Consider the following 23,314-nt stretch of genomic DNA (forward strand, 5'->3'; position numbering starts at 1 on the left):
TAATTTTATAAAAATGACACCGAGCACAGTTGCACAATTATTAAAACAGACGACGCTACAGGAAGTAGAAGTTAAAGGATGGGTAAGAACGTTTAGAGCAAATCGTTTTATTGCTTTAAATGATGGGTCTACTATTAATAATATACAGTGTGTTGTTGATTTTGAAAACACAGACGAGGCCTTATTAAAACGCATCACAACAGGAGCTGCCGTTCATATAAAAGGAGATTTAATTGAAAGTCAAGGAAAAGGGCAAAACGTTGAAATAGCAGTTACTTCTATTGAAATTTTAGGAGATTCAGATCCTGACAGCTACCCTATTCAACCTAAAAAACACTCTTTTGAATTTTTAAGAGAGAATGCGCATTTAAGAACTAGAACCAATACTTTTAGTGCAGTAATGCGTTTACGTTCTGCATTATCATTTGCAGTACATAAGTATTTTAATGAAAATGGCTTTTATTACATGCATACCCCAATCATTACTGGAAGTGATGCTGAAGGTGCAGGAGAAATGTTTCGTGTAAGCACATTAGATCAAAAAAATCCGCCATTAACAGAAACTGGAGAAGTAGATCATTCTCAAAACTTTTTTGGAAAAGACACTAACTTAACTGTTTCTGGACAATTGGAAGCAGAAACATATGCAATGTCTTTAGGTAAAGTTTATACTTTTGGACCAACGTTTAGAGCAGAAAACTCGAATACGTCACGTCACTTATCTGAATTTTGGATGATTGAACCCGAAGTTGCCTTTATGGACTTAGCTGGAAATATGGATTTAGCCGAAGATTTTATGAAATCTGTTATTTCTTATGTTCTAGAACATAACATGGACGATTTACAGTTTCTAGATAAACGATTAGCCGATGAAGAGAAAACAAAACCACAAGCGCAACGTAGTGAATTAAGTTTAATTGAAAAATTAAAATTTGTTACCGACAATAACTTTAAGCGTGTTAGTTATACTGAAGCTATAGATATTTTAAGAAACAGTAAGCCAAACAAAAAGAAGAAGTTTAATTACTTAATTAACGAATGGGGTGCAGATTTACAATCTGAACATGAGCGTTTTTTAGTTGAGAAGCATTTTAAATGCCCTGTAATTTTATTTGATTACCCTGCAAATATTAAGGCCTTCTATATGCGCTTAAATGAAGATGGTAAAACCGTTCGTGCAATGGACATTTTATTCCCTGGTATTGGAGAAATAGTTGGAGGATCTCAACGTGAAGAACGTTTAGATGTTTTAAAAGAAAAAATGGCCGTTTTAGATATTCCAGAAGAAGAACTATGGTGGTATTTAGATTTACGTAAGTATGGTACTGCTGTCCATTCTGGGTTTGGATTAGGTTTTGAGCGTTTAGTAATGTTCACAACTGGTATGAGTAACATACGTGATGTAATACCTTACCCTAGAACGCCACAGAATGCAGAATTCTAATAAAAAATACAGACATTAAAAAATGTCATATATAATTATAAAAACAATCTATTTATATACTATTATTTAGATTGTTTTTTTATTTTTATAAAAACCCTAAAAAGAAGTATGCTTAAACAATATTTACAGTTCAAATTATCCCAAAAATTGTCTCCGCAACAAATTCAATTAATGAAATTGATACAGTTGCCTACACAAGCATTTGAGCAACGTTTAAAGCAAGAACTAGAAGAAAATCCAGCATTAGATAGCGGTAAAGAAGAAAAAGAAAGTGAATTTGATGATGACTTTGATAATACTTTAGACGAGTATGATGATAACGACTCTATAAATACTGAGGATATTAACATCGATGATTATTTAAGCGATGACGAAATCCCAGATTATAGAACTAGTGTAAATAACTACAGTGCAGATGATGACGAAAAAAGCATTCCTTATGCCTCTGGCACTTCTTTTACACAACATTTAAAATCTCAATTAAATACCTATCGTTTAAATGATGAAGAGCGTGATATAGCTGAGTTTTTAGTAGGTAGCGTAGATGAAAGTGGATATATACGTAGAGAGCTAAGCGATATTATGGATGATTTAGCTTTTACACAAAACGTATATACTACAGAAGATAAAATTGAAGACGTACTTCATATAGTCCATCAATTGGACCCTGCTGGTGTAGGAGCTCGTAATTTACAAGAATGTTTAAGTATTCAATTAGCTAGAAAAGAACAAACTCCAGATGTTGAATTAGCATCAGATATTATTAATAAAGCTTTTGAGCAGTTTACTAAAAAACACTATAAAAAATTAATTCAAAAGTTTGACATAACTGAAGAGCAATTAAAAGATGCTATACACGAAGTAGAGCGTTTAAACCCAAAACCAGGCGGTTCATACTCAGGAAATAATAGAATAGTAGAACATGTGGTTCCTGATTTTGCTATAAAAATTGTTAATGGCGAATTGGAATTGACACTCAATGGTAGAAACGCTCCAGAACTACATGTGTCTAGAGAGTATAATAACATGCTTAAAGGCTATAAAGAATCTAAGGATAAGTCTAAATCTCAAAAAGATGCAGTACTCTTTATTAAACAAAAACTAGATGCAGCAAAATGGTTTATAGAAGCCATTAAGCAAAGACAACAAACGCTGTTTGTAACCATGAGTGCCATTATGCATTACCAAAAAGAATACTTTTTAACTGGTGATGAACGCAAATTGCGCCCAATGATTTTAAAGGATATTGCAGACGAAATTGAAATGGATGTATCTACCGTATCTAGAGTTGCTAATAGTAAATACGTAGACACGCCTTATGGAACTAAATTAATAAAGGAGTTCTTTTCTGAATCTATGACGAATGACAAGGGAGAGGAAGTTTCAACAAGAGAAATTAAAAAAATTCTAGAAACTGTTATACAAGAAGAGAACAAGAAGAAACCTTTAACAGACGAAGCTTTATCTAAAATTTTAAAAGAAAAAGGTTATCCTATAGCTCGTAGAACTGTGGCAAAATACAGAGAACAATTAGATATCCCGGTTGCTCGATTACGTAAAAAAATATAATGAATTCAGTACTTAGGAGTATTTCTTTTATTTTTCACCCTTTAATAATGCCTTTATTAGGTGTAATCTTTTATTTTTCAAAATCTCCTCGTCATTTCACTAACGAGTTAATACAAGCTAAATTAATCTCTATAAGTATACTTACTATTTTATTACCTATACTTATTTATTTTTTATTAAAAACACTTGGTAAAACACACTCTATATATTTAAAAACTACAAAAGAACGTGTTATCCCACTAGTTATTAATGCCCTAATTATACTACTAGTTATTAAAAGAGTTTTACCTTCCAATCAAATTATAGAGCTTCATTATTTCTTTATTGGTATTTTAATCTCTACGCTTAGCTGTCTTATTTTAGCTGTATTAGAGTTTAAAGCAAGTATACACATGATTGCTATTGCTGGAGTGTTTATGTTTGCTCTTGGGATTTCTAAAAACTTTAGTATAAATATTAATGGTTCTCTCGCATTAATAGCATTAATTACGGGTGCAATTGCAACTTCCAGATTACATTTAAAAGCGCATACTAGTATAGAATTAATAATAGGTTTTTGTATTGGTTTTATACCACAATTAATTCTATTAAATTATTGGGGCACCAACTAAGTTGCTTTTTTTTATAATTAGTTACATTATAAAATATAAAACATTAAACCGACTTTTAAAGCTTTTGCGTCTATAACAGTATTATCTATTTTAGAATTTTTATCGAATATTGGATTTAAGGCATAATAGGCATAAAAATTCCAAGTATTATAACCTGCACTTAAGCTTATACCATACTGAAACCTATTAAATCTGTCGATATTATTTAATTTAATTTTTGTGGTGTTTCCTACAAATTTAGAACTATTTACAAAGCTGTAACCTAATTTAAAACCTGCATAAATACGCCAAAATTTATAATCTTTGGCTGTAGAGGTTCGCCAACGGAACTCTATAGGTAATTCTATTAAATGCATAGAAAACTTATTTTTAGAAAACGGGGTTTCTGCTTCATTTAATATGCTAAAGCTAGTACTGCCATCCACCTCACTTATTAATATATTTTGATTGAAAGAATTAAACGACAAACCTAAACCAACACCAATAGCAATGTTTCTTTGTTTGTTAACAGGCATATCTTTTGTAAATCCAAAATGTAATCCGCTAGAAAAGCCATTTTGAGAGCTTCCTTTGGGCTTATATGCAAGTAGATTGTATGTTACACCAATATAAAACTGATCTTCTTTATATAAGCTATCAACAACAGCTACGGACTCCTCTTCTACTGTTTGACTAAATGTAGAAGATATTACAACAAAACATAAAACTAAAGGCAATAAAAACTTCATAAGTAAGAATTATAAGATAAAGGTAAAAATAAAAGGCGCTTTGAAAAAATTCAAAACGCCTTGTATATAAAATTAAGAGTATTTTCTATCTCTCTGCATTAGAAGTTGCATCACCTTTTTTAGTGGTGTAGTTAATTTTTAATGCATTTACTTTTCTAAGCTCGTTCTTAATATCCATTATTAAGCCCATGTTTGCATCTTGATCTACCTTAAGCGCCATAATTAATTTGTTAACTTGGTCTTCTCTTAAAGCTGCTCTTTCTGCTGCAACAAAAGCCTTAATATCACTAGGACTTGCAAATTTATCATTTAATTGAATTCTAGCTTCAGTACCCATTGTGCTTTCAAATCTTTTACTAGGTTTTCCCGCATAGATATAACTAATAGGTTTCTTTTTATCTAGTTTTTCAATTTGATCTGCAAAAGGTAATTTATTTTCAATTTTTAAGTTATCCTCTTTTATTACAGTGGCAACCATAAAGAAGAATAATAACATAAACACAATATCTGGTAAAGATGCTGTAGAAATTGGAGGTAATCCTCCATCTTTTTTCTTTTTAAATTTAGACATACTTTTATGTGTATTTAATTTAACCCTTCTTTGTTTCTGCTTCAGAGAATATTTGAGGGATTATCTTCTTAATCTTCTCTAATTTCTCTTTTAAATCTTCTTTATCTTCTGGAGAGGTCTGAGGATCTTGATACATATCGTTAGCCTGTACATAATTTAATCCCGTGCTTGGATATTCTCTTTGGAACTCGCGATTTCTTAACTCATTATATGCTGCTATAACTTCATTTTGCACAGAAATATAAGTTTCATACTTCGTCAATCTATCATTACCTAAAGACACAACCGCTTTATTAAAATTATCTGAAGATTCAGGATGCTTATCTCCTTTACAGTATCTACAAGCATCTTCTCCTTGTCCTCCACCGTTATCTAAAAACGATACAACATGTCCGCGAAGCTCTTTAAGTTCGATAACTTTATCATCTCCTCGTGTTTTAATTTGGATTTGATCGTGCTTATTAACCGTTATTTGGAAGATATTCCTTTGCTTAATTTTCACATCAATATCTGTAGGCGGTTCCCAAGGTGGTAACTTTCTATTTAAACCAGAGTCTGTAGCGATATCTGTTGTTACTAAAAAGAATATTAGTAGTAAGAAGGCAATGTCAGCCATAGAGCCTGCATTAACTTCTGGTGCTGATCTTTTTGCCATAATTACTTAATCATTTTTTTAATTCCTGTAAATAACATTGTTCCACCAGCTAATACAGCTAAAAAGTAAAACATATATAATCCTGCTCCAACCCATTTAGAACCAGATGCAGAAAGCATTTCTCCATCTTGCATTGGTGTTTCTATACCTGTTGCCATAGCATAACTTAATACTACAAGCACTAGGAAAGCACCAACGCTAATTAATGTCTTTTTTAATGATGATGTATTTGCAAATAAATTGACTAATACAAATACCACTACAAGTAAAAGCGTTACAGCTAATACAAAGTAAGCAACAAACATTATTGGGTTAACTAACCCTGTGTCTCCAACTGCAGCCGCAGTTTCGATAGCTTCATCTCCTGCAGAAACAATTCTGATAAGGAAAAATATAGAAGCTAATCCTAATAATAAAAGAACTATTTTTAAAATCTTTTGCATAATTTATTCAGTTTTAAAATTAGTTATTATTATTTCTTATACTTCGATAATAAATCCATTAAAGTGATAGAAGAATCTTCCATATCATTTACAATGTTATCAATTTTTGCTACGATATAGTTGTAAAAAATCTGTAATATAATTGCTACTATAAGTCCGAATACCGTTGTTAATAAGGCTACTTTAATACCACCTGCTACTAACGTTGCATCCATACCACCTGCAGATTGAATTTTATCGAAGGCTTGAATCATACCAATTACTGTTCCCATGAACCCTAACATTGGTGCTAATGCGATGAATAAAGAAATCCAAGATACGTTTTTCTCTAATTGCCCCATTTGTACACCTCCATAAGCTACTACTGCTTTTTCTGCAGATTCTAAATCGCCATCTGCTCTGTCTAAACCTTGATAGAATATAGAAGCAACAGGTCCTTTTGTGTTACGACATACTTCTTTAGCTGCCTCTAAACCTCCTGATTGTAATGCATCTTCTACATTAGCTGTTAATTTTTTTGTATTCGTAGTAGAAAGATTTAAAAAGATAATTCTCTCGATAGCAATTGCTAAACCTAGAATTAAACATAATAATACAATCCCCATGAATGCTGGCCCACCTTCTATAAAACGTTTTTTTAATTCTTGGTGAAATCCTTTGTCTGCTGTTGCAGGGTCATCTTGAGTTGCTGTAACTACCGTTGTTGCAACCGTCGCTGCGTTTGTAGTTGCGTTTACTGTACCAGTTGCCATTAAAAATACTATGGCTAGGATAGAAAATAATCTTTTCATTGTCGTGTGATCTTAATTTTATTAGTTAAAGTGCTAAAGATATAAAAAAAATGTAATTAAAAAATAAAAATAGCAATTGGCGAAAGGGTTTTAACGTAATAACAATTTAAATTATTGAATTGTTTGATAAATACTACTTTCTTTAAATTATCTACAAAAATTTTCTAATAACTTTTGCAGAGAGGAAGGGATTCGAACCCTCGATACGCTATAAACGTATACACACTTTCCAGGCGTGCGCCTTAAACCACTCGGCCACCTCTCTTTATTATTCTAAAAAGTTTCCTTTTTAGGGTTTTCAAATAAAGAGAAAAAAGTTTAATTGCTAAAACTTTACTTGCAAATTTTATGCCATTTCCCCTCTTAAAGGGGTTTCATAGATGGTTTTAAACAAGTTAGGCGATATATTTTGAGCCAATAAATACATTAATTTACTAATTGCAGCCTCTGTAGTTATGTCTTTTCCCGAAATAACACCTATTTTTTTAAGCTTTTCGCTCGTTTCATACTGCCCCATAATTACACTTCCTCCAGAACATTGTGTTACATTAACAATGTGTACACCTTTATTTATAGTTTCTTTTAATAGGGAAACAAACCATTTTTCTGTTGTACAATTCCCTGCTCCGTATGTTTCTAAAACGACACCTTTTAGTTCTGGAGTATTAAAAATGGTTTGTAATAATTTTTCAGAGATTCCTGGAAACAACTTTACTATTGCTACATTAGAGTCTAGTGTTTTATGCACGCATAGCGACTTTCTAGGGTTAGGCTTCAACAAATATTCGTTATTTACTTTTAAATGCACTCCAGATTCTGCTAAATCTGGATAGTTTAAAGAAGCAAAAGCTTCAAAATGTTCGGCATTAATTTTTGTTGTTCTATTAGCTCTATATAATTTGTATTCAAAATATAGGCAGACTTCTTTTATAATTGGTTTATTATAATGTTGTAATGATGCAATTTGTATAGAGGTTATTAAATTCTCTTTAGCATCCGTTCTTAAATCTCCTATTGGTAATTGAGACCCTGTAAAAATTACTGGTTTTGCTAAATGTTCTAGCATAAAACTTAATACAGAAGACGAGTAACTCATGGTATCGCTTCCGTGCAAAATTACAAAACCATCAAAAGCTTTATATTGCTTTTCTATAATTTTAGCAATATCCACCCAATATTTTGGAGCCATATTACTAGAATCTATAGGCTCTTCAAAAGATATGGTTTCAATATTACAATCTAACAGTTTTAATTCTGGGATACGAATTAATAAATTATCAAAATCGAAAGCTCTTAGGGCTCCCGTTTCTGAGTCTTTAATCATACCTATTGTTCCTCCTGTATATATAAGGAGTATGTTTGGGATGCTTTTTGTCATAATTTATTAATTTATATATAGCTTCTGTTAAATTATAAGTTTTTTTAAATCCCAAAAACAGCTTTAGAGTTTTCGGTAGTTCTCTCTGCTATTTCTTCCATGGGTAACTCATATAGTTCAGATAGTTTTTCTAGAACCTTTGTAAGGTATGCACTTTCATTACGTTTTCCTCTATATGGTTTTGGTGCTAAATAAGGCGAATCGGTTTCTAGAACAATATGTTTTAAATCTATTGTATTTAAAAATTGATCTATTTTTCCATTCTTAAAAGTTACTACACCTCCTATGCCTAGCTTCATATTATATGATATAGCTTTATGTGCCTGTTCTAATGTACCAGTAAAACAATGAAAAATCCCAAACAAGTCATCTGCTTTTTCTTCTTCTAAAACTTCAAACACAGCATCAAAAGCATCTCTACAATGTATAACTATAGGTAAACGATATTGTTTAGCTAATTTTATTTGATACCTAAAAGCATCTTGCTGAATGCTTAGTGTTGTTTTATCCCAATACAAATCGATACCAATTTCTCCAACAGCATAAAATTTTCGGCTAGCTAACATGTCTTCTACATGCTTTAACTCCTCTTTATAATTATCCTTTACATGTGTTGGGTGTAACCCCATCATTAAAAACACATGCTTAGGAAAACTGTTTTCTAACTCTAGCATAGATTTTGTATACGTCGAATCTATAGCTGGTATAAAAAAACGTTTTACTCCTGCATCTAATGCTCGTTGTATCATTTCGTCTCTATCTTCATTAAAAGACTCACTATATAAATGTGTATGCGTATCTGTAATTATCATGCGGTAAAAATATAAAAGTCATCGTTAATTGATGACTTTTATAAATGCATTTTTTATTGATTATTTAGTCTTTATAACTAATCTAGTTTATTTAAAAGTTTTTGAGCTCGATTATAGTCTTCTGCGTCTTCAGGTATTTGCTGTAATAACTTAACACATGCTGCGTTATTTTTTTGTTTTAATTTACTTAATGCCCAGTACCATTTTGCTTTATTTTTATATACTGAATTTGTTTCGGAAAGTTTTCTTAGCAATTCATCTGCTTCTCTATAGTCATTGGTTTCTATTAAACATATAGCTTTATATAATTGAAGTTCTAAATTAGTTGGTGTTTTACTCAAAATCTTATTAAATAAAGATTTTGCTTCTGTAAACTTTTTATTGTTAAATGCTTTTTCTGCTTCTTTAAGCAAACCATCATCTCCTCCTCTAACTGTTAAGCTTATTATTTCATAGTTATTATAATCACTAAAACTTGGGTTAGACAATTTATTAAATACAGTAGCTCCTATTATTAAAATAGCTGCAACAGCAATTGCATATTTAAAAAAGCTTACTCGTTTTGGTTTTTGCTCTACTGTATCGTTATCGTCATTAAAATAGTTGTTTGAAATATTTTCTAAATTAGTTTTAAAGGTATTAGCGCTCTCATCGTCTTCAAATTTATGTTTTAAATGCATAGACAACTCCTTATATATAGTAAAGCTTTCTTTAAATGCTGCATCGTTTTCTAATCGTTCTTCAAAATTAGCATAGGCTTCTTTAGAGAGTTCTTTTTGTAAGTACTGGTCGAATAAAATATAGTCTTGATCTTCCATACAATTAATTATTAAGTTGTTTAAATCTTGATGATTCTTGAACTAGCTTAGTTAACTTGCCTATACATAGAGATTTCTTTTTACGAGCATAGGCATAACTTACACCTAAGCTCTCAGCTACTTTTTCCATAGATTTTATCTTAAAAGTTGCTTTTATTAATTCTTTACAAGCTTTTCCTAATTTTTCAAACATGGTATTAAATAACGCTTGTTTTTCTCCAAATAATGCGGTTTCTAATGCTAATTCTTGAGCATCGTCACCTTTAGATAAAACAGTTTCATTAATTGTTACCTCTTTAGCATTCTTTTTTAAAACATTCAACCATTTACGCTTACATAACAGAAAGAAATAGGCATCAAAAGGACAGGTAATTTGTAAGTTTTTCTCCTTTGCCTGATTATATATAGTTATTAATGTTTCCTGTATAACATCTTTAGCTTGATCTACACTACCGTTATTTTGCTTTATATAGTTAATCACTTTAGGTGCAAATTTATCGTAGATAGTCTGTATAATAAAAGAATTATTTTTAAGTAAGCCTTCTATATACTTCTGGTCTTCGTGTATTTTTTTACCACTCATAACCTCTTATTTGTAGACAGTTAATAAACGAATTTAAAAAAACTTAATAAAATAAAGGTAACAATTTTAAAATGGTTTTGATATAAGGTTGTAAGTGCTAAAAAACAAATAAACACTTATAAAGGGTAACAATAATATTACTCAATTGATATGAAGATGTATAACAATTAAAAAACAAGCATTATGAAAACTTTAAAAACAATTTTCGGAATTTTATTTTTATCAATCTTATTTACAAGCTGTCAAACTAGTGATGACTCAGACATTATCACTTCAAATCCAGTTCCTAGCGCTCAAGATTTTAGTAATATAAGACAACAAGCGCTAGAAAACCAAACACAAAATTTTCAGTTTGATGGTAGTGACGGAAATATTACACTAACCTCCACTAAAGGTGTACAAATAAACATTAACACCAATTGTTTAACTCTAAATGGCAACCCTGTTACTGGAACAATAGATTTAGAATATGTAGAACTTTTTGAAAAAGGAAACATGCTCTCTACAAATAAACCAACTATGGGTACTTTACCTAATGGAGATAAAGCCATGTTATTATCTGGTGGGGAGTTCTTTTTAGAAGCCACACAAAATGGCGCTGCCATAGATATAAATTGTAACATGCAATTAGTTGTACCTAGTAGTTTAACTGGTGGAGCAGACCCAGCAATGACATTATGGAATGGCACTATAGATGCAGAGGATAATTTAACCTGGAATGAAGTTGAAGACGTTACAGGACAAGGTGGTGTATTTGTAGAAGGTGGTGAATATTATGCCTTTTTAGAAACATTTGGTTGGACAAACATAGACAGATTTTATAACGACCCTAGACCAAAAACACTAATACAAGCACAAGCACCAGATGGATACAATTATACTAATAGTGCTATCTACTTATCTTACGATGGAGAAGATTCTGGCTTAGCATCTTTAGATACTTACGAAGCAGGGTTATTTAGCGAGCACTACGGGCAAATCCCTATTGGGCTAGAGTGTCATGTTATTTTTGCGACAGAAGATGATGGTATCTGGAGGTACGCTATAAAAGCAGTTACTATAGAAGCTAATGATATTATTACATTTACACTTGGTGAAACAACACTAGCTACAGAAGCAGAATTTATAGACATTATAAATGCTCTACCATAATTTTAACCTCTATTTAATTAAAGCCAGACTCCCCTTCTGGCTTTAATTTTATTTTATCATCTGCATTAGCCCCATCAGTTTTCGTATATTTAAATGTTATTAAGCCAACTCGTTATGAAGACATTACTTACAATATTATTCTTCTTTACTCTTTCTTTCTCATTAATTGCTCAAGACGCTCAAGTTATTGACACCACTAGAGGTACGGTTATTATAGATTATAAAAAAAATGAAAACGCTGTACAATTCTCACCAAAAACGCCACCTTTAAATCAAATTGCTGGTGCACCAAAAGCGTTCTATTCTCATTATTGGGAGTTTGGAGATGGCCAATATAGCAAAGCCGAAAAGCCACAGCATAACTATAAAAAAGCTGGAGAATACGAAGTGAAATTATGGACTACAAATAACTATGATACAGGAAAACCTCCGGTAGCTAGACCAAAAAAAATAAAAATAGAAAAAGATGCCACAGCTTATAATGAAGAAGCTTCTATGACAGAGGAGTTCTCCTTACAACGTAACCGAGAACCTATGCCCGAAGAAGACATTGTTGTTATAATGAGTTATAAAAATGCTAAAAATTATAGTACTAATGGCAAACTATACCTTTTCTACAATGAAGAAAAATATAAAGATGATAATTTTGAATTAGTAGAGACTAGATTACACCACAACGAAAAAAATGTAAGCCACGAAGACGCAGTGGTATTATCTAATCAAATAGATGAAAATAATAGTTATTATGCATCGGCAGAAAAACAACTCTTTCGATTAAGTTCAAGAATTCAAGATACTACAGATAAAAAAAACCTAGAATTAACACTAGCAGAAGCAAAAGCTAGTTATAAAAAATCAAGTACATTAGAGTTTAATAACATGAAACCTAATGAAGAACGAAATATATTTTACACCTTTAAGACTACACCAGAAATGCTTAAAGACACAAGTGCTATTATTTCTATTAGAGGCGTTTATGTTCCAGATGACAATTACAAAAACCATAAGGTAAAAACTATGGAAATGGAGATTGTAACATCGCACGACCCCAACAAAATGTCATCTAATGCTACATTTTTAAATTATAGATTGGTTCGTTTTAAACGCCCTAAGTTTAAAATTAAATTTCAAAATAATGGGGAGGGGCCTGCTAAAACCATTAGATTAGAAACCGACATTCCAGACATGTTCGATAAGTCTACTATTAGAGTAGAAGACATGTACCCTAAATGTAAAATCTGCCCAAAAGAAAAAGAAGTAAGATACAGTTGTTTAGACACCACTTATACAGGCAAACAAGCCATTTTTACTTTTAAAAATATTTATTTACCAGGAAGCGAACAAAAAAATGTAAAAGAATACGACTCTACCAAAGGCTTTGTAAAATACAGTTTAAAATTTGCTAAAGATTTTCATAAGAAAAAAACAAAATCTAGGACTGCTATTATTTTCGATAAAAACGACCCAATAATAACAAACTATTCTACAACCAGATTTTTACCAGGCATTTCTATTGGTGTTAAATCTGGCTACAACGCTTTTGGAGATTTAAAAGAATCTAGAAGCTATTTTATTGGTGCGACAATCTCTCCATACAAATCGTATAAATGGTATTGGCAAGTAGAATTATTAAATAGTTTCCATCAATACAACGCAGGGACAACAATAACAGAAGAATTAATATCTATAACCGCAGGTGGAGAACAGCAGTTTCAACGCACAACAACAAATACAACTTACAATAATATAGATTGGGAAGTTCCTGTTTTGGCCAGATATAATCTTAATAATTATATAGGTTTTGGAGCGGGGTTACAAGGCATGATTTCTATTAGTGAAAAAGAAACACAAAACATATTAATTGAGCGTTTTGAAAGCATCAATATGCTACCAGGCGTTCTAGTAAGTAGTAACGAAAGTAACAATGAATCTAAAAAATCATTTACTAACCTAAGAACAGGTTTTTTAATAGAAGCTACTGCCGGATTTGCAAGAATAGGCCCAAGTGTTGGAGTTCGTTATGTTTTTAACTCCAAAGCAAACAATAATTATATGCAATTCTACGCCATTTGGAAATTTTAACGCTCAATATAGTCTATGAATAAATGCTTCCTTGTATTATTATTTTTATGTTATTGCAAAGTCTTTTCTCAAAATTTAGAACATCAAATTTATGAAGCTACAGAGTCGTTTAATAATGCAAAAACTGAAACAGCATTACAAACACTGAACACTAAAATAATAGATTTTAAAGCTAAAATTAAAACTAAAGATGAGCATTTTGCTTTTATAAACCTACTGCTAAACAAGGGATATTATTTAGATAAAAACAACAAACAACATTTAGCTGTTGCTACTTATGAAGCTGCTTGGTTGCATTACAAGAAAGAGCATATAGCTAGTCATTTTCAATTCGACATTGTCGAATATTGCTTAATCCCATTAGGAATTCTCTATCATAAAACAAACAATTACACCAATGCAGAAAATATTATTAAACACTATATTTTTCTTGCAGAACAACAACAAAACCACTCTCATGTAGCATCTGGAATAATTAATTTAAGTAACCTATATCAAAAATTAGGGAAACATAAACTGGCTATAGAAACGGCAAACAAAGGTTTACAAATTAAAAACTTAAAACCACTGCAAAAAAGAAAGCTTACAGCTATAAAATCTAGAAGTAATATTCGTTTAAATAAAACTAGAGTGTTTGTTGATGATGCCATTGTTAGCAACAAACTTCCAAGCAGTACAGATTTATATACTAAAGCCCAAATAGAGTACGAATTAACTTACAAACAAGGTGATTATGAAACCGCTTTAAAAAAATTTAAAACTCTAAAATCTATAGGCGGTAACAAAATGGCTTCTGCAAGAACACTTGCTAAACTTAATATTCAAGAAGCACATTTACATAAACTTTTAAACGATAAAAATACAGCTGCAAAAAAATTAAAAAAAGCGCTTCGTATTTTAATTCCAAATTTTAATAGTAATCAATTACCAAAAGAAACCGATTTATATCCTGAGAATACATTTATAGACCTTTTTGATGCCTTAGCAGAATTGCAAATAAATAAGGAAAACGCTTTACAATGTTATAAACTAAGTTTTTATGCATCTTCTTTATTAAATAAAGAAATTACATCACAAACAGGACAACTTATACAGTTAGCTAATAACCGTAAACGCAGTGAAAAATGCATTCAGTTATTGTATGAGTTAAGCCAAACTAATGAATCTACTACACACATTGAACAAGCCTTTATTTATGCAGAACAATTTAAATCTAGAGTTTTAAAAAAATCAATAGATAAAAAAACACTTTTAGAAATACACCCTAACGATAGCTTATTAAAACAAGAACAATACTTTTTAAAACAACAAGAACAACTTACAAATCAATTAATAAAAACACCCTACAACTCTAAACAAAAAGAACAAATAAGCTTATTAAGAGACACGTTAAATACTATAAGCATTCAATTAAAGACATTACAAAAAGACATTAATAAAAAGTACAACACGAATAAAGAGCAATCCATTTCATTAGTTAATATTATTAGCAAACTTAAAAACGATAACGCAACTCTAATTGAATATTTCTATGGTAGTAACGCCATCTTTCAATTCATTATTTCAGAACAAGCTATTGAGTTAAATCGTATCCCTTTAAACAACCATACAAAGCGCCAAATTATAGAATACATAAATTACTTTGAAAACGCATCAATCATTAACAATAATATTGCAGAATATACTACCAATGCCTTTTCACTATATAAAACATTACTTTTTAACAAAGTAAAAGACAAAACCAATCTAGTAATTATACCAGATGGCTTTATTCATTTTGTTCCATTTGATGCGCTATTAACATCCAAAAGCAATAGCCTAAAATACGAAAACATGCCCTTTGTTGTTAAACTGCACAAATTAGCATACAATAGTAGTGCATCGCTTTATTTAAAAACGGAAGACAACAGCTATAAAAAAAGAGTATTAGGGGTGTTTCCTGTTTTTAAAAACTCCAATAAAGCGCTAGACTATTCTATACAAGAAGCAACAAGCGTAGAAAAATATATAAATGCTAACCTATTAATGAACGCTAAAGCAACTAAAAAAGATTTTGTTGAAACCGCAAACAATTATAATATTCTACATTTATCGACACATGCAAAAAGTGGAGACTTTATCACCCCTGCAAGTATAGATTTTATAGATAGCTCATTAACCATAAATGAATTATACACCATAGACTTAAAATCTAACCTTGTGGTATTAAGCGCTTGCGAAACGGGTGTTGGACAATTAAAATATGGAGAAGGTGCTATGAGTCTAGCTCGAGGGTTTCAATATGCTGGTGCAAAAAATATTTTATTTTCACTTTGGAAAATTAGTGACTTATCGACTTCGCAGATTATAGACTCTTTTTACAAAAACTATAGTAAAAATAATTCGGCATACCTCTCTAACAACCAATCCAAATTAGACTATTTACAAAATGAAGACATCACTAATATTAAAAAATCGCCTTATTACTGGAGTGCTTTTACTTTTTATGGAAACTTAACAAAACCAAAGAAAGACAATTACGAATATTTATTTATCATTGTAGTCTCAATGCTTTTAGTATTACTTTTATTTTTAGGATTTAAAAAACGAAATGGATAACACACTTCAAGAATTTTTATTAAGCAAAGGCTATAAAAAAATTAAATTAAAATTAACAAGAACCAATCATTTTGAAATAAAAGCGACTATTAACAATGCTAAAGGTGTTTTTATTTTAGATACAGGAGCCTCAAGCAGTTGTATTGGTTTTGAAAACATCGAACTTTTTAATTTAAAAGTTAAAGACTCAAAAATAAAAGCTGCTGGTGCCGGAACTACAGATATGGTAACCCAAATATCTAGAAGAAATACAATTAAAATTGGGCGTTGGAAAATAAGTAATTCATCTTTAATACTTTTCGACCTTACTCACATAAACACGGCACTTATAAATCAAGAGACTAATGCAGTTAACGGTATAATTGGTGCAGATATTTTAAAAAAAGGCAAAGGAATTATTGATTACGAAAAGAAATATCTATATTTAAAACCACTATAACCTTTCGGTTTTATTAGAAATAAAAAAGACCTAAAAGAGTATTAATTATAAATTTATCCTCATTAATGAGTGTATCTATTGTTATTGCAGATGATCATCCTCTTATGTTAAGAGGCTTAAGTGGTTATATTTCATCTAAAGGGTACGACATTGTTGGCAGCGCAGAAGATGGCCAAACGGCATATAACCTTATTGTTAAGCATAAACCCGACATAGCCATTTTAGATATACAAATGCCATTTCTTACAGGTTTAGAAATTGCTGCAGAGTGCAAAAAAAATGAGCTCAACACAAAAGTGATTTTAATTACTTTCGATAATCAAGAAGAGCTATACGACAAAGCTGTAAACTATGGTGTTTATGGCTATATATTAAAAGAATTTGCTGTAGAAGAAATAGAAAATTGTATTGAGCATGTTAAACGAGGAGAACCATATTTTAGTGAAGAAATTGCCTCTTATCTTAATTCTAAATTAAAATATACCAATTCGACTATTATAGAACTTTTAACCAAAACAGAAATTAAAGTGCTTCAAGGTTTAGCAAATAATAAAACTAGTAGTCAAATAGCTGAATCCTTAAACAGCTCCGCTAGAACGGTAGAAAAACATAGAAGTAATATTATAAAAAAACTAAAACTAGAGAAATCCAGACATGCTTTATCGGTTTGGGCCAACATAAATAAGAGTTTATTAAAAAACACGTAGAACTACGTATTTTTAAGTACCATTTTCGTTTTATATTTGTCTAGCTATTAATCGTCAAATTCTCAACAGGAATTACAAAAGCTCTAAAACACTAACAGTTTAGAGCTTTTTTGCTTTATATTCTTTAAAATCTGTTTTGAAAAAAATACGTAGATCTACGTATTTCACAGGTCGAATATTCCATTTATCTTTGTTATGCTAATATATTAATGATATCACAAGAAGAGATTATTAAAGGCTTCAAAGCAATTTGTTTTGAGGCCTTTCTTTATATAAATACCTATTCTCTTTTGTATTAAAAAAAATACGTAGATCTACGTATTTTATAATTCAGATATTCCTTTTATCTTTACAATGCTATTAATTGATTTTTAGGGAGAATCACTAAAAGCTTCAAAATGATTTTATTTTGAAGCTTTTTTTATAGGACTCATCTGGGCTTTTTATTTATCTAAATAGCTACACATATAGCACTTTCTAAAACTACAGAAATCTCATTAATGAGTTAATTAGTGCTTTCTAGAAATGCTATCGGCCATAATTAAAGCATTATAAGCATTTACTATTTTACCAGATTTAGATAACTCATTAAACGGTGTCATTTTGTCTTTATCTTCTCGTGTAGGTGTTTTTACAGGAAACGTATATTCTACACCGCTATCCATAATAATATGTTTTACTTGGCTAGCCGTTAGGTTGGGGTAATAGGAGAAAATTAGTGCGGCTACTTTAGAAGTTAATGCTGCTGCTAATGATGTGCCTCCATCATAAGTATATTCATTATTCGGTATCGTGGTATAAACTTCTTCTCCTGGCGCAAATAAATCCACATCAATATTTCCATAATTAGAATAGGAAACGAATAAATTTTCATTAGCAAAAGCAGAAGAAACCCCTACTAGTAAAAAATTATCTGATACTTCTTTTCCATTATAGGTATTATCATTTGGATAATAATTATTAATTTCATTAAGATTGTATCCATTATTTCCTGCTGAACTGACTACAAGTACATCATGCTTTTCTGCATATTTAAGCGCATCAAAAACCCATTCTTTATGTAAAGAATAAAATTTACCAAAACTCATATTGATAATTTTTGCACCGTTATCTACGGCATAACGTATAGCTAAGGCTATATCTTTATCATGTGTATCTCCATAGGGGGCTATAGCTAAAGGCATCAGTTTGATATAGTTGTCTTTAACAACACCTGCAACTTTTGTTGCGTGAATATATTTATCTAAATTACCTGCCACATTATTATTACCATATTTATTATCTGAAAGATTGTTTGGATTCTCTTTTAAAATTTCGCGTTCATCGAAATTTACATTAATCTTATAAAGATATTCACCTTTAATCGAATTATAGTTTCTGGTTATATTTGCATCATTGTCTTTATATTTCAAAAGCAAATGAATAAACCTAACATGTTCTCCTAAGCCATTATTGATGGTATCTATTGTATTAAGTACTTCTGTTGAATATTTACTATTTGGAAAGTACTTTTTCAAAGCTTCCTTAGCCTTGAGATATTTAGTGAATAATTTATCAGAACGATTAAATCGCTTTTCAGTTTTTTGCCTTTTTTCTTCGTAATAGGCTTTTTTTTCTTTATATTGATTAAATGTTTTTTTCTGCTCTATAGATAATTTTGTAGTGTCTAATTGGTTAACTTTATCTCTTAAGAATCTATACTGTCTTACATATTCTAGGTTAGCTTCCATAATATTGTCTCCTTTATTATTTCCTAAAAAGTTCCAGCCGTTTATATCATCAATGTAACCATTTTTATCGTCATCAATTCCATTTCCTTTTATTTCATTTGGGTTATTCCAAATATTAGCAGATAGCCCTATATGATGTATGTCCATTTCAGTATCAATTATAGCAACTATAACATCCTTTTGATTCTGATTAGCATTAAGCATTTTTAATGCTTTATACCAACTGATACCTGAGACACTATCAGATTCTATATCTAAATAATGCCAATCTCTTAACAGTTCTTTAGAAAGTTTATTTTTACCATAAGGCGTTACCTGTTTGGATATTAAGGCTTGATTATTAAAAGCACGTTTTGAAGATGCACATTGTAGAAACATTAAACCAATTATAATAAATACGATATTTTTTTTCATCTGTGTAAAATAATAACAAAGGAACTTTGTAGGGAAGTTCTTCGCAAGATAATATTTAATATCTAATCATTATCTTCACATAACAATCCAGAAAACCCTTTATCGGTTGGACGTGTTTCAGTTGTTCCTCCATCCCCATTCCCATCGTTACCATTCCCATTATCTCCGTTATTTCCATTTTGACCTCCTATAATTTGTAATAATGTTTTTGAATTTAGCTCTACAATATTCGCTTTTTTAAATGTTAATGTGTGGTTCTTTTTTTTCATGATATTTTATATATTTTAAGAATTATTTATTTAAATATGTATATTTTATAGGTAGATTACTAGATTTAGGAGATTTTTTTTACATGAATTCACGAATTCGAGTATGTTTCTTTAAGTTTTTTTATATAAAAAGAAGGTTTAATACCTGTTTTTTTATAAAATGCTTTTCTGAATGGCTCTGTATAATTAAACCCAACTTCTTTAGCAATTCCATTAATAGTATAATTATGTAAAAAATTTTGATTATTAGTTAACTGTGTTATTGCGTAATCTATACGCAGATTATTTATATAGCTTGTATAAGTCATACCCTTTTTATGTTTAATAACCATTGCCACATATTTTGCATTAGAATCGACTTGCTCAGCTAAATGAACTAATTTTAGGTTAGAGTTTAAGAAGCCTCTATTTTTTTCAAAAAGCTCTAATTTTTCAAGTATCATTTCTACTACATCTTGCTTGAGCGGAATGGACTTAGGTGTTAAAGTATTTATTGATTTATTATAAATGCTCTGAGATTCTTTATGTATAGCAAATAGTTCGTTAAAACGTTCTTTGTCCCGACGATGTTTTCTTTGCCTGTTAACGTATAGTATTAATACTACAATAAAAGCAAAGGCAAATAAAAGGAGTAGATATATTAATTTATTTCGAGAACGTTTTATTTCTTGATTAATACGCTTTGCTTCGCTTAATAATTTAGGGTTATCATATTCCCTATCTAATTTACGGTCTAAATAACTATTATTATTTCTAAGAATACTATCTAAAGAAAGTAAGCGATTAATATAAAGTAGTTGATTTTTTAAATCGGTTTTTTGTTTGTAATGGTTTACTAGTATCTCATAACCTTGTCTTAGTTCTGGGTGCAAATCATGTATCTCTAAAAATATAGAATCCATTTGTTTGAGATGATAAATTGATTTGTTAGTCTCTTTTAAACTTTTATAATTACGCCCCAATAAAAAATGACATAAAGCAATATTAGGTTTGTCATTAACTTTTTTTAACATAGGTAGCGCTGTTATTAGATGTTGTTGACTTTCCTGTATTTTATTTAAATCGGATAGGGTGGCTCCTATATTTAAGTTGAAGAATTCTTGATATTCTAAATCATTTATATCTTTAGCATATTTATATCCCAATTGGTTATAATAGAGAGAAGAATCCATTTCTTTCATTAACCGAAACGTATCTCCAAGAGCATAATAAGAGCTTAGTACTCCTGTATGAAACACATTCTTTTTATAAAATTTTAGTGTTTCTTTGAATAAGGGCAATGCTTCGTCGTATAACCCAAGCCTACTTTTGAGCAAAGCTATGTTACTTTCTATGTGTGGGTCATTTTCAGGAAGCAATTTTTTTGCTTCAATTAAATTATCGAGAGCTTCTTTAAAATTACGTAAATAATACAACTCCATTCCTTTTAGGTAGTATGCCAACATAGGATATTTTTGATAGTTCTTATTTTTGGTAATTCTAATAATACTATCCGTATATGGTATAACCTGGTGGTTTTGGCAAAAAAATAAATGATAACGATATGCTTTTGCTATGTGCAATGTGTCTTTCTCTCGTTTGGCTTTTGTTAAATATGCACGAACATATATAAAGGAATTTAGTGAGTCTTTGGAATTAATTTTTTCACGTAGTTGCTTATAATTAAGTTTTGTTAGTGTATTAGGATACTTGTCTAAGTTATTTTGTTGAGCAAAAATTACTGTTCCATGTATAAATAATAATGAGGTAAATAATGTTTGGTAAAATCGAGGAATCTGCAAAAGAATTATAGTTTTAATAACTATAAATTTAGTGATTTTCTATAGTTAGTCTTTATAAAAAAATCATTTTTTAATCAATTATTACTGTATTTAATAGTGAATTCGCGAATTCGACTATCTAATTTATTTGAATTCGTGAATCTGCTTACATCTTCTTTGTAATTATTGATGGGCTGCTCTTACTTTACACCAGCAAATAGAAATCAATAATCTTAAACCAACCACCAATTACATGCAAGAAAAAATACAATGCATCATTATTAGCGAGGATGCTAATTACAAAACCAAAGTAGAACACTTTATAAACACTAATTGCGAAAATGTAGAGATTATATTAACCAATACACTTATGGATGCCTTAATGTATCTAGACGAAAAACCACCGTTTAAACTATTAGTACGCAAGCCCAATAAACCACTAGATAAGGAAGACATAGAAAACTGTGAGCGCATACCAGAGCGAAACATGAACATTAGAGTATTAGTATTCCAAAATTTACATAAAGATTTAATTATGCTTTTAAATTTAAGCAGTTTACATTATATACAACAGAAAAAAGGGCTATTTACTCATTTAAAGTTAAGGACATTGCTAAAACGTTTGGAGGGGCTATGAAATACAGATAAAATAATAATTTATTATAACCCAATTTTAATTCCGTAAACCTAAAAAATATAGTCGTCAAAATGGACTGACCATCCAAAATCGGATAATGTGGAAGTTGAAACCGAAATAAAATTAAAAAAGTAAACCGAGTTACGAAAATCGAAAGAGTAGACAAAACAATAATTTAAAACATATAGAAATGAAAAAATTTATAACTGCCCCTATATTATCAATATTATTACTTTCAGTATTAATTTATAGTTGTTCTGGTAAAGAAGATGACAATAGTACTAATGAAACTTCTTTAAACGAGGTAATATATACGAGTTCATCTTTAAAAAAAGATATAAGTTCGAATTTTTACGATAATCACTTCAATCTTATCGAAAAACTAGGAAATAATCCAGAAAAAACAGAAATAATCAATACCGTAGAGAGCAACGGTGTAGACCTATCTATTCTAGAGACTAATGAAGTCAAGAAATTTTATTTTGATAACTCAGATTTATTAATGTACTCTATACCTATTAAAAATTCGGAGAACAAGATTATTATTTATAGGTATGATGACATATACCAAGTAAGTAAAATAGAATACTCGGCTAGGGTACATAATAAAGAGTTTAAAATTAAAACTATAGATAATAATTTATTTTATTCATTTGAAGCAGATAATCAAAATAAAATAGGTAACTTTACTTTAATGAACAATCAACAAATTAATTTATTTAATAATGATGTTTATTCATTACAGACGCAAAAACTACAACAAGATATTAATGACCCAAGTACGCAAGATTGCTGTAGACGCAAGTCAAGTTGGTCAGCTTGTATGAATTGTACTGTTTCTGCATGTGGTTCAAATTGGGTATGTGCTGTTGCTTTTGGCATAGCACCTCTTGAAGTTGCCGCAGGCTTTGCTGCTAGTTGCATTGGTGCAGGGCCAAATACATTTTGTTAACTTAAATCTATAAACATGAAAAAACTTGTGAAAACTAAATTTTGGAGTCTCTTAATCGTAGGTATTATTTTATTAATTTTAGGAACGTATTTCTTTGTAACCAAAAAAGCATCAGAATCAACAACTAATTTATTGTTAATAGCAGGAGTTACTCAATTAACCCTTTTTTAC

Annotated in this window: 22 protein-coding genes and 1 tRNA gene; 10 read left to right on the top strand and 13 right to left on the bottom strand. The window is 30.2% G+C overall.

The features are described from left to right. The first annotated feature begins 13 nt into the window (after nucleotides 1–13). The 3 genes from asnS to ACVC08_RS04290 all read left to right on the top strand — a co-directional run bounded on the left by asnS (nucleotide 14) and on the right by ACVC08_RS04290 (nucleotide 3,624). A complete protein-coding gene (asnS, locus tag ACVC08_RS04280; protein WP_452599677.1) occupies nucleotides 14–1,444 on the top strand; it encodes an asparagine--tRNA ligase in 1,431 nt (476 codons plus the stop codon). 108 nt (nucleotides 1,445–1,552) lie between these two features. Further along, nucleotides 1,553–3,013, top strand: a complete 1,461-nt coding sequence (gene rpoN / locus ACVC08_RS04285) for an RNA polymerase factor sigma-54 (protein ID WP_452599678.1) — start codon at nucleotides 1,553–1,555, stop codon at nucleotides 3,011–3,013. Beyond that, nucleotides 3,013–3,624 carry a hypothetical protein gene (locus ACVC08_RS04290; protein ID WP_452599679.1) on the top strand — a complete coding sequence of 204 codons (612 nt, stop codon included), beginning with the start codon at nucleotides 3,013–3,015 and terminating at the stop codon, nucleotides 3,622–3,624. Before rpoN ends, ACVC08_RS04290 begins: the two co-directional genes overlap by 1 nt. 26 nt (nucleotides 3,625–3,650) lie before the next feature. Here ACVC08_RS04290 and ACVC08_RS04295 read toward each other — a convergent pair whose 3' ends face one another. The 10 genes from ACVC08_RS04295 to ACVC08_RS04340 all read right to left on the bottom strand — a co-directional run bounded on the left by ACVC08_RS04295 (nucleotide 3,651) and on the right by ACVC08_RS04340 (nucleotide 10,403). Beyond that, nucleotides 3,651–4,352 (bottom strand): porin family protein, encoded by a 702-nt coding sequence (locus tag ACVC08_RS04295; RefSeq protein ID WP_452601117.1) that lies wholly within the window; start codon nucleotides 4,350–4,352, stop codon nucleotides 3,651–3,653. A gap of 85 nt (nucleotides 4,353–4,437) precedes the next feature. After that, entirely contained in the window at nucleotides 4,438–4,923 is a 486-nt protein-coding gene (locus ACVC08_RS04300) for an ExbD/TolR family protein (protein ID WP_452599681.1), read from the bottom strand. Between the two features lie 19 nt (nucleotides 4,924–4,942). Then, nucleotides 4,943–5,578: an ExbD/TolR family protein gene (locus ACVC08_RS04305; RefSeq protein ID WP_452601118.1), complete on the bottom strand. Its 636-nt coding sequence runs from the start codon at nucleotides 5,576–5,578 to the stop codon at nucleotides 4,943–4,945. 2 nt (nucleotides 5,579–5,580) lie between these two features. Continuing rightward, the gene (locus ACVC08_RS04310) at nucleotides 5,581–6,021 is read right to left on the bottom strand and encodes a hypothetical protein (RefSeq protein WP_452601119.1); all 441 of its coding nucleotides are present in this window, start codon (nucleotides 6,019–6,021) and stop codon (nucleotides 5,581–5,583) included. 29 nt (nucleotides 6,022–6,050) lie between these two features. Then, entirely contained in the window at nucleotides 6,051–6,812 is a 762-nt protein-coding gene (locus ACVC08_RS04315) for a MotA/TolQ/ExbB proton channel family protein (RefSeq protein ID WP_452601120.1), read from the bottom strand. A 177-nt stretch (nucleotides 6,813–6,989) separates the two neighbouring features. Continuing rightward, a tRNA-Ser gene (locus ACVC08_RS04320) sits at nucleotides 6,990–7,077 on the bottom strand. Nucleotides 7,078–7,158: 81 nt separating this feature from the next. Continuing rightward, nucleotides 7,159–8,190 carry an asparaginase gene (locus ACVC08_RS04325; RefSeq protein WP_452601121.1) on the bottom strand — a complete coding sequence of 344 codons (1,032 nt, stop codon included), beginning with the start codon at nucleotides 8,188–8,190 and terminating at the stop codon, nucleotides 7,159–7,161. 44 nt (nucleotides 8,191–8,234) lie between these two features. Next, on the bottom strand, nucleotides 8,235–9,002 hold the full coding sequence (locus tag ACVC08_RS04330) for a TatD family hydrolase (RefSeq protein ID WP_452601122.1): 768 nt from the start codon (nucleotides 9,000–9,002) through the stop codon (nucleotides 8,235–8,237). 77 nt (nucleotides 9,003–9,079) lie between these two features. Beyond that, nucleotides 9,080–9,820 carry a tetratricopeptide repeat protein gene (locus tag ACVC08_RS04335; RefSeq protein WP_452601123.1) on the bottom strand — a complete coding sequence of 247 codons (741 nt, stop codon included), beginning with the start codon at nucleotides 9,818–9,820 and terminating at the stop codon, nucleotides 9,080–9,082. Nucleotides 9,821–9,824: 4 nt separating this feature from the next. Further along, nucleotides 9,825–10,403, bottom strand: a complete 579-nt coding sequence (locus ACVC08_RS04340; protein WP_452601124.1) for an RNA polymerase sigma factor — start codon at nucleotides 10,401–10,403, stop codon at nucleotides 9,825–9,827. A gap of 183 nt (nucleotides 10,404–10,586) precedes the next feature. On the opposite strand from ACVC08_RS04340, the gene ACVC08_RS04345 reads away from it, so the two are divergent. From ACVC08_RS04345 to ACVC08_RS04365, 5 genes are all read left to right on the top strand, one after another. Then, nucleotides 10,587–11,555, top strand: coding sequence for a hypothetical protein (locus ACVC08_RS04345; RefSeq protein ID WP_452601125.1), 969 nt, complete (start codon nucleotides 10,587–10,589; stop codon nucleotides 11,553–11,555). A gap of 114 nt (nucleotides 11,556–11,669) precedes the next feature. Next, nucleotides 11,670–13,637, top strand: coding sequence for a DUF7849 domain-containing protein (locus ACVC08_RS04350; RefSeq protein WP_452601126.1), 1,968 nt, complete (start codon nucleotides 11,670–11,672; stop codon nucleotides 13,635–13,637). 15 nt (nucleotides 13,638–13,652) lie between these two features. Beyond that, nucleotides 13,653–16,235: a CHAT domain-containing protein gene (locus tag ACVC08_RS04355; protein WP_452601127.1), complete on the top strand. Its 2,583-nt coding sequence runs from the start codon at nucleotides 13,653–13,655 to the stop codon at nucleotides 16,233–16,235. After that, nucleotides 16,228–16,674: a retropepsin-like aspartic protease gene (locus ACVC08_RS04360; RefSeq protein ID WP_452600033.1), complete on the top strand. Its 447-nt coding sequence runs from the start codon at nucleotides 16,228–16,230 to the stop codon at nucleotides 16,672–16,674. Before ACVC08_RS04355 ends, ACVC08_RS04360 begins: the two co-directional genes overlap by 8 nt. 65 nt (nucleotides 16,675–16,739) lie before the next feature. After that, entirely contained in the window at nucleotides 16,740–17,381 is a 642-nt protein-coding gene (locus ACVC08_RS04365; protein ID WP_452600032.1) for a response regulator, read from the top strand. A 509-nt stretch (nucleotides 17,382–17,890) separates the two neighbouring features. On the opposite strand, the gene ACVC08_RS04370 is transcribed toward ACVC08_RS04365, so the two are convergent. The 3 genes from ACVC08_RS04370 to ACVC08_RS04380 form a co-directional block, all read right to left on the bottom strand. After that, nucleotides 17,891–19,525 carry a S8 family serine peptidase gene (locus ACVC08_RS04370; RefSeq protein ID WP_452601128.1) on the bottom strand — a complete coding sequence of 545 codons (1,635 nt, stop codon included), beginning with the start codon at nucleotides 19,523–19,525 and terminating at the stop codon, nucleotides 17,891–17,893. Nucleotides 19,526–19,587: 62 nt separating this feature from the next. Then, entirely contained in the window at nucleotides 19,588–19,794 is a 207-nt protein-coding gene (locus tag ACVC08_RS04375) for a hypothetical protein (RefSeq protein ID WP_452601129.1), read from the bottom strand. 89 nt (nucleotides 19,795–19,883) lie between these two features. Beyond that, nucleotides 19,884–21,575, bottom strand: coding sequence for a tetratricopeptide repeat protein (locus tag ACVC08_RS04380; RefSeq protein ID WP_452601130.1), 1,692 nt, complete (start codon nucleotides 21,573–21,575; stop codon nucleotides 19,884–19,886). 232 nt (nucleotides 21,576–21,807) lie between these two features. Here ACVC08_RS04380 and ACVC08_RS04385 point away from each other — a divergent pair, with 232 nt between their 5' ends. Continuing rightward, nucleotides 21,808–22,191, top strand: coding sequence for a hypothetical protein (locus ACVC08_RS04385; RefSeq protein ID WP_452601131.1), 384 nt, complete (start codon nucleotides 21,808–21,810; stop codon nucleotides 22,189–22,191). 190 nt (nucleotides 22,192–22,381) lie between these two features. Next, the gene (locus tag ACVC08_RS04390; protein WP_452601132.1) at nucleotides 22,382–23,143 is read left to right on the top strand and encodes a hypothetical protein; all 762 of its coding nucleotides are present in this window, start codon (nucleotides 22,382–22,384) and stop codon (nucleotides 23,141–23,143) included. The last annotated feature ends 171 nt before the right edge of the window (nucleotides 23,144–23,314 follow it).

The organism is Pontimicrobium sp. MEBiC06410 (assembly GCF_053601615.1).

Coding starts and splice junctions, on each gene's coding strand:
- asnS (WP_452599677.1), top strand. CDS start 14: ATGACACCGAGCACAGTTGCACAATTATTAAAACAGACGACGCTACAG.
- rpoN (WP_452599678.1), top strand. CDS start 1,553: ATGCTTAAACAATATTTACAGTTCAAATTATCCCAAAAATTGTCTCCG.
- ACVC08_RS04290 (WP_452599679.1), top strand. CDS start 3,013: ATGAATTCAGTACTTAGGAGTATTTCTTTTATTTTTCACCCTTTAATA.
- ACVC08_RS04295 (WP_452601117.1), bottom strand. CDS start 4,352: ATGAAGTTTTTATTGCCTTTAGTTTTATGTTTTGTTGTAATATCTTCT.
- ACVC08_RS04300 (WP_452599681.1), bottom strand. CDS start 4,923: ATGTCTAAATTTAAAAAGAAAAAAGATGGAGGATTACCTCCAATTTCT.
- ACVC08_RS04305 (WP_452601118.1), bottom strand. CDS start 5,578: ATGGCAAAAAGATCAGCACCAGAAGTTAATGCAGGCTCTATGGCTGAC.
- ACVC08_RS04310 (WP_452601119.1), bottom strand. CDS start 6,021: ATGCAAAAGATTTTAAAAATAGTTCTTTTATTATTAGGATTAGCTTCT.
- ACVC08_RS04315 (WP_452601120.1), bottom strand. CDS start 6,812: ATGAAAAGATTATTTTCTATCCTAGCCATAGTATTTTTAATGGCAACT.
- ACVC08_RS04325 (WP_452601121.1), bottom strand. CDS start 8,190: ATGACAAAAAGCATCCCAAACATACTCCTTATATATACAGGAGGAACA.
- ACVC08_RS04330 (WP_452601122.1), bottom strand. CDS start 9,002: ATGATAATTACAGATACGCATACACATTTATATAGTGAGTCTTTTAAT.
- ACVC08_RS04335 (WP_452601123.1), bottom strand. CDS start 9,820: ATGGAAGATCAAGACTATATTTTATTCGACCAGTACTTACAAAAAGAA.
- ACVC08_RS04340 (WP_452601124.1), bottom strand. CDS start 10,403: ATGAGTGGTAAAAAAATACACGAAGACCAGAAGTATATAGAAGGCTTA.
- ACVC08_RS04345 (WP_452601125.1), top strand. CDS start 10,587: ATGAAAACTTTAAAAACAATTTTCGGAATTTTATTTTTATCAATCTTA.
- ACVC08_RS04350 (WP_452601126.1), top strand. CDS start 11,670: ATGAAGACATTACTTACAATATTATTCTTCTTTACTCTTTCTTTCTCA.
- ACVC08_RS04355 (WP_452601127.1), top strand. CDS start 13,653: ATGAATAAATGCTTCCTTGTATTATTATTTTTATGTTATTGCAAAGTC.
- ACVC08_RS04360 (WP_452600033.1), top strand. CDS start 16,228: ATGGATAACACACTTCAAGAATTTTTATTAAGCAAAGGCTATAAAAAA.
- ACVC08_RS04365 (WP_452600032.1), top strand. CDS start 16,740: ATGAGTGTATCTATTGTTATTGCAGATGATCATCCTCTTATGTTAAGA.
- ACVC08_RS04370 (WP_452601128.1), bottom strand. CDS start 19,525: ATGAAAAAAAATATCGTATTTATTATAATTGGTTTAATGTTTCTACAA.
- ACVC08_RS04375 (WP_452601129.1), bottom strand. CDS start 19,794: ATGAAAAAAAAGAACCACACATTAACATTTAAAAAAGCGAATATTGTA.
- ACVC08_RS04385 (WP_452601131.1), top strand. CDS start 21,808: ATGCAAGAAAAAATACAATGCATCATTATTAGCGAGGATGCTAATTAC.
- ACVC08_RS04390 (WP_452601132.1), top strand. CDS start 22,382: ATGAAAAAATTTATAACTGCCCCTATATTATCAATATTATTACTTTCA.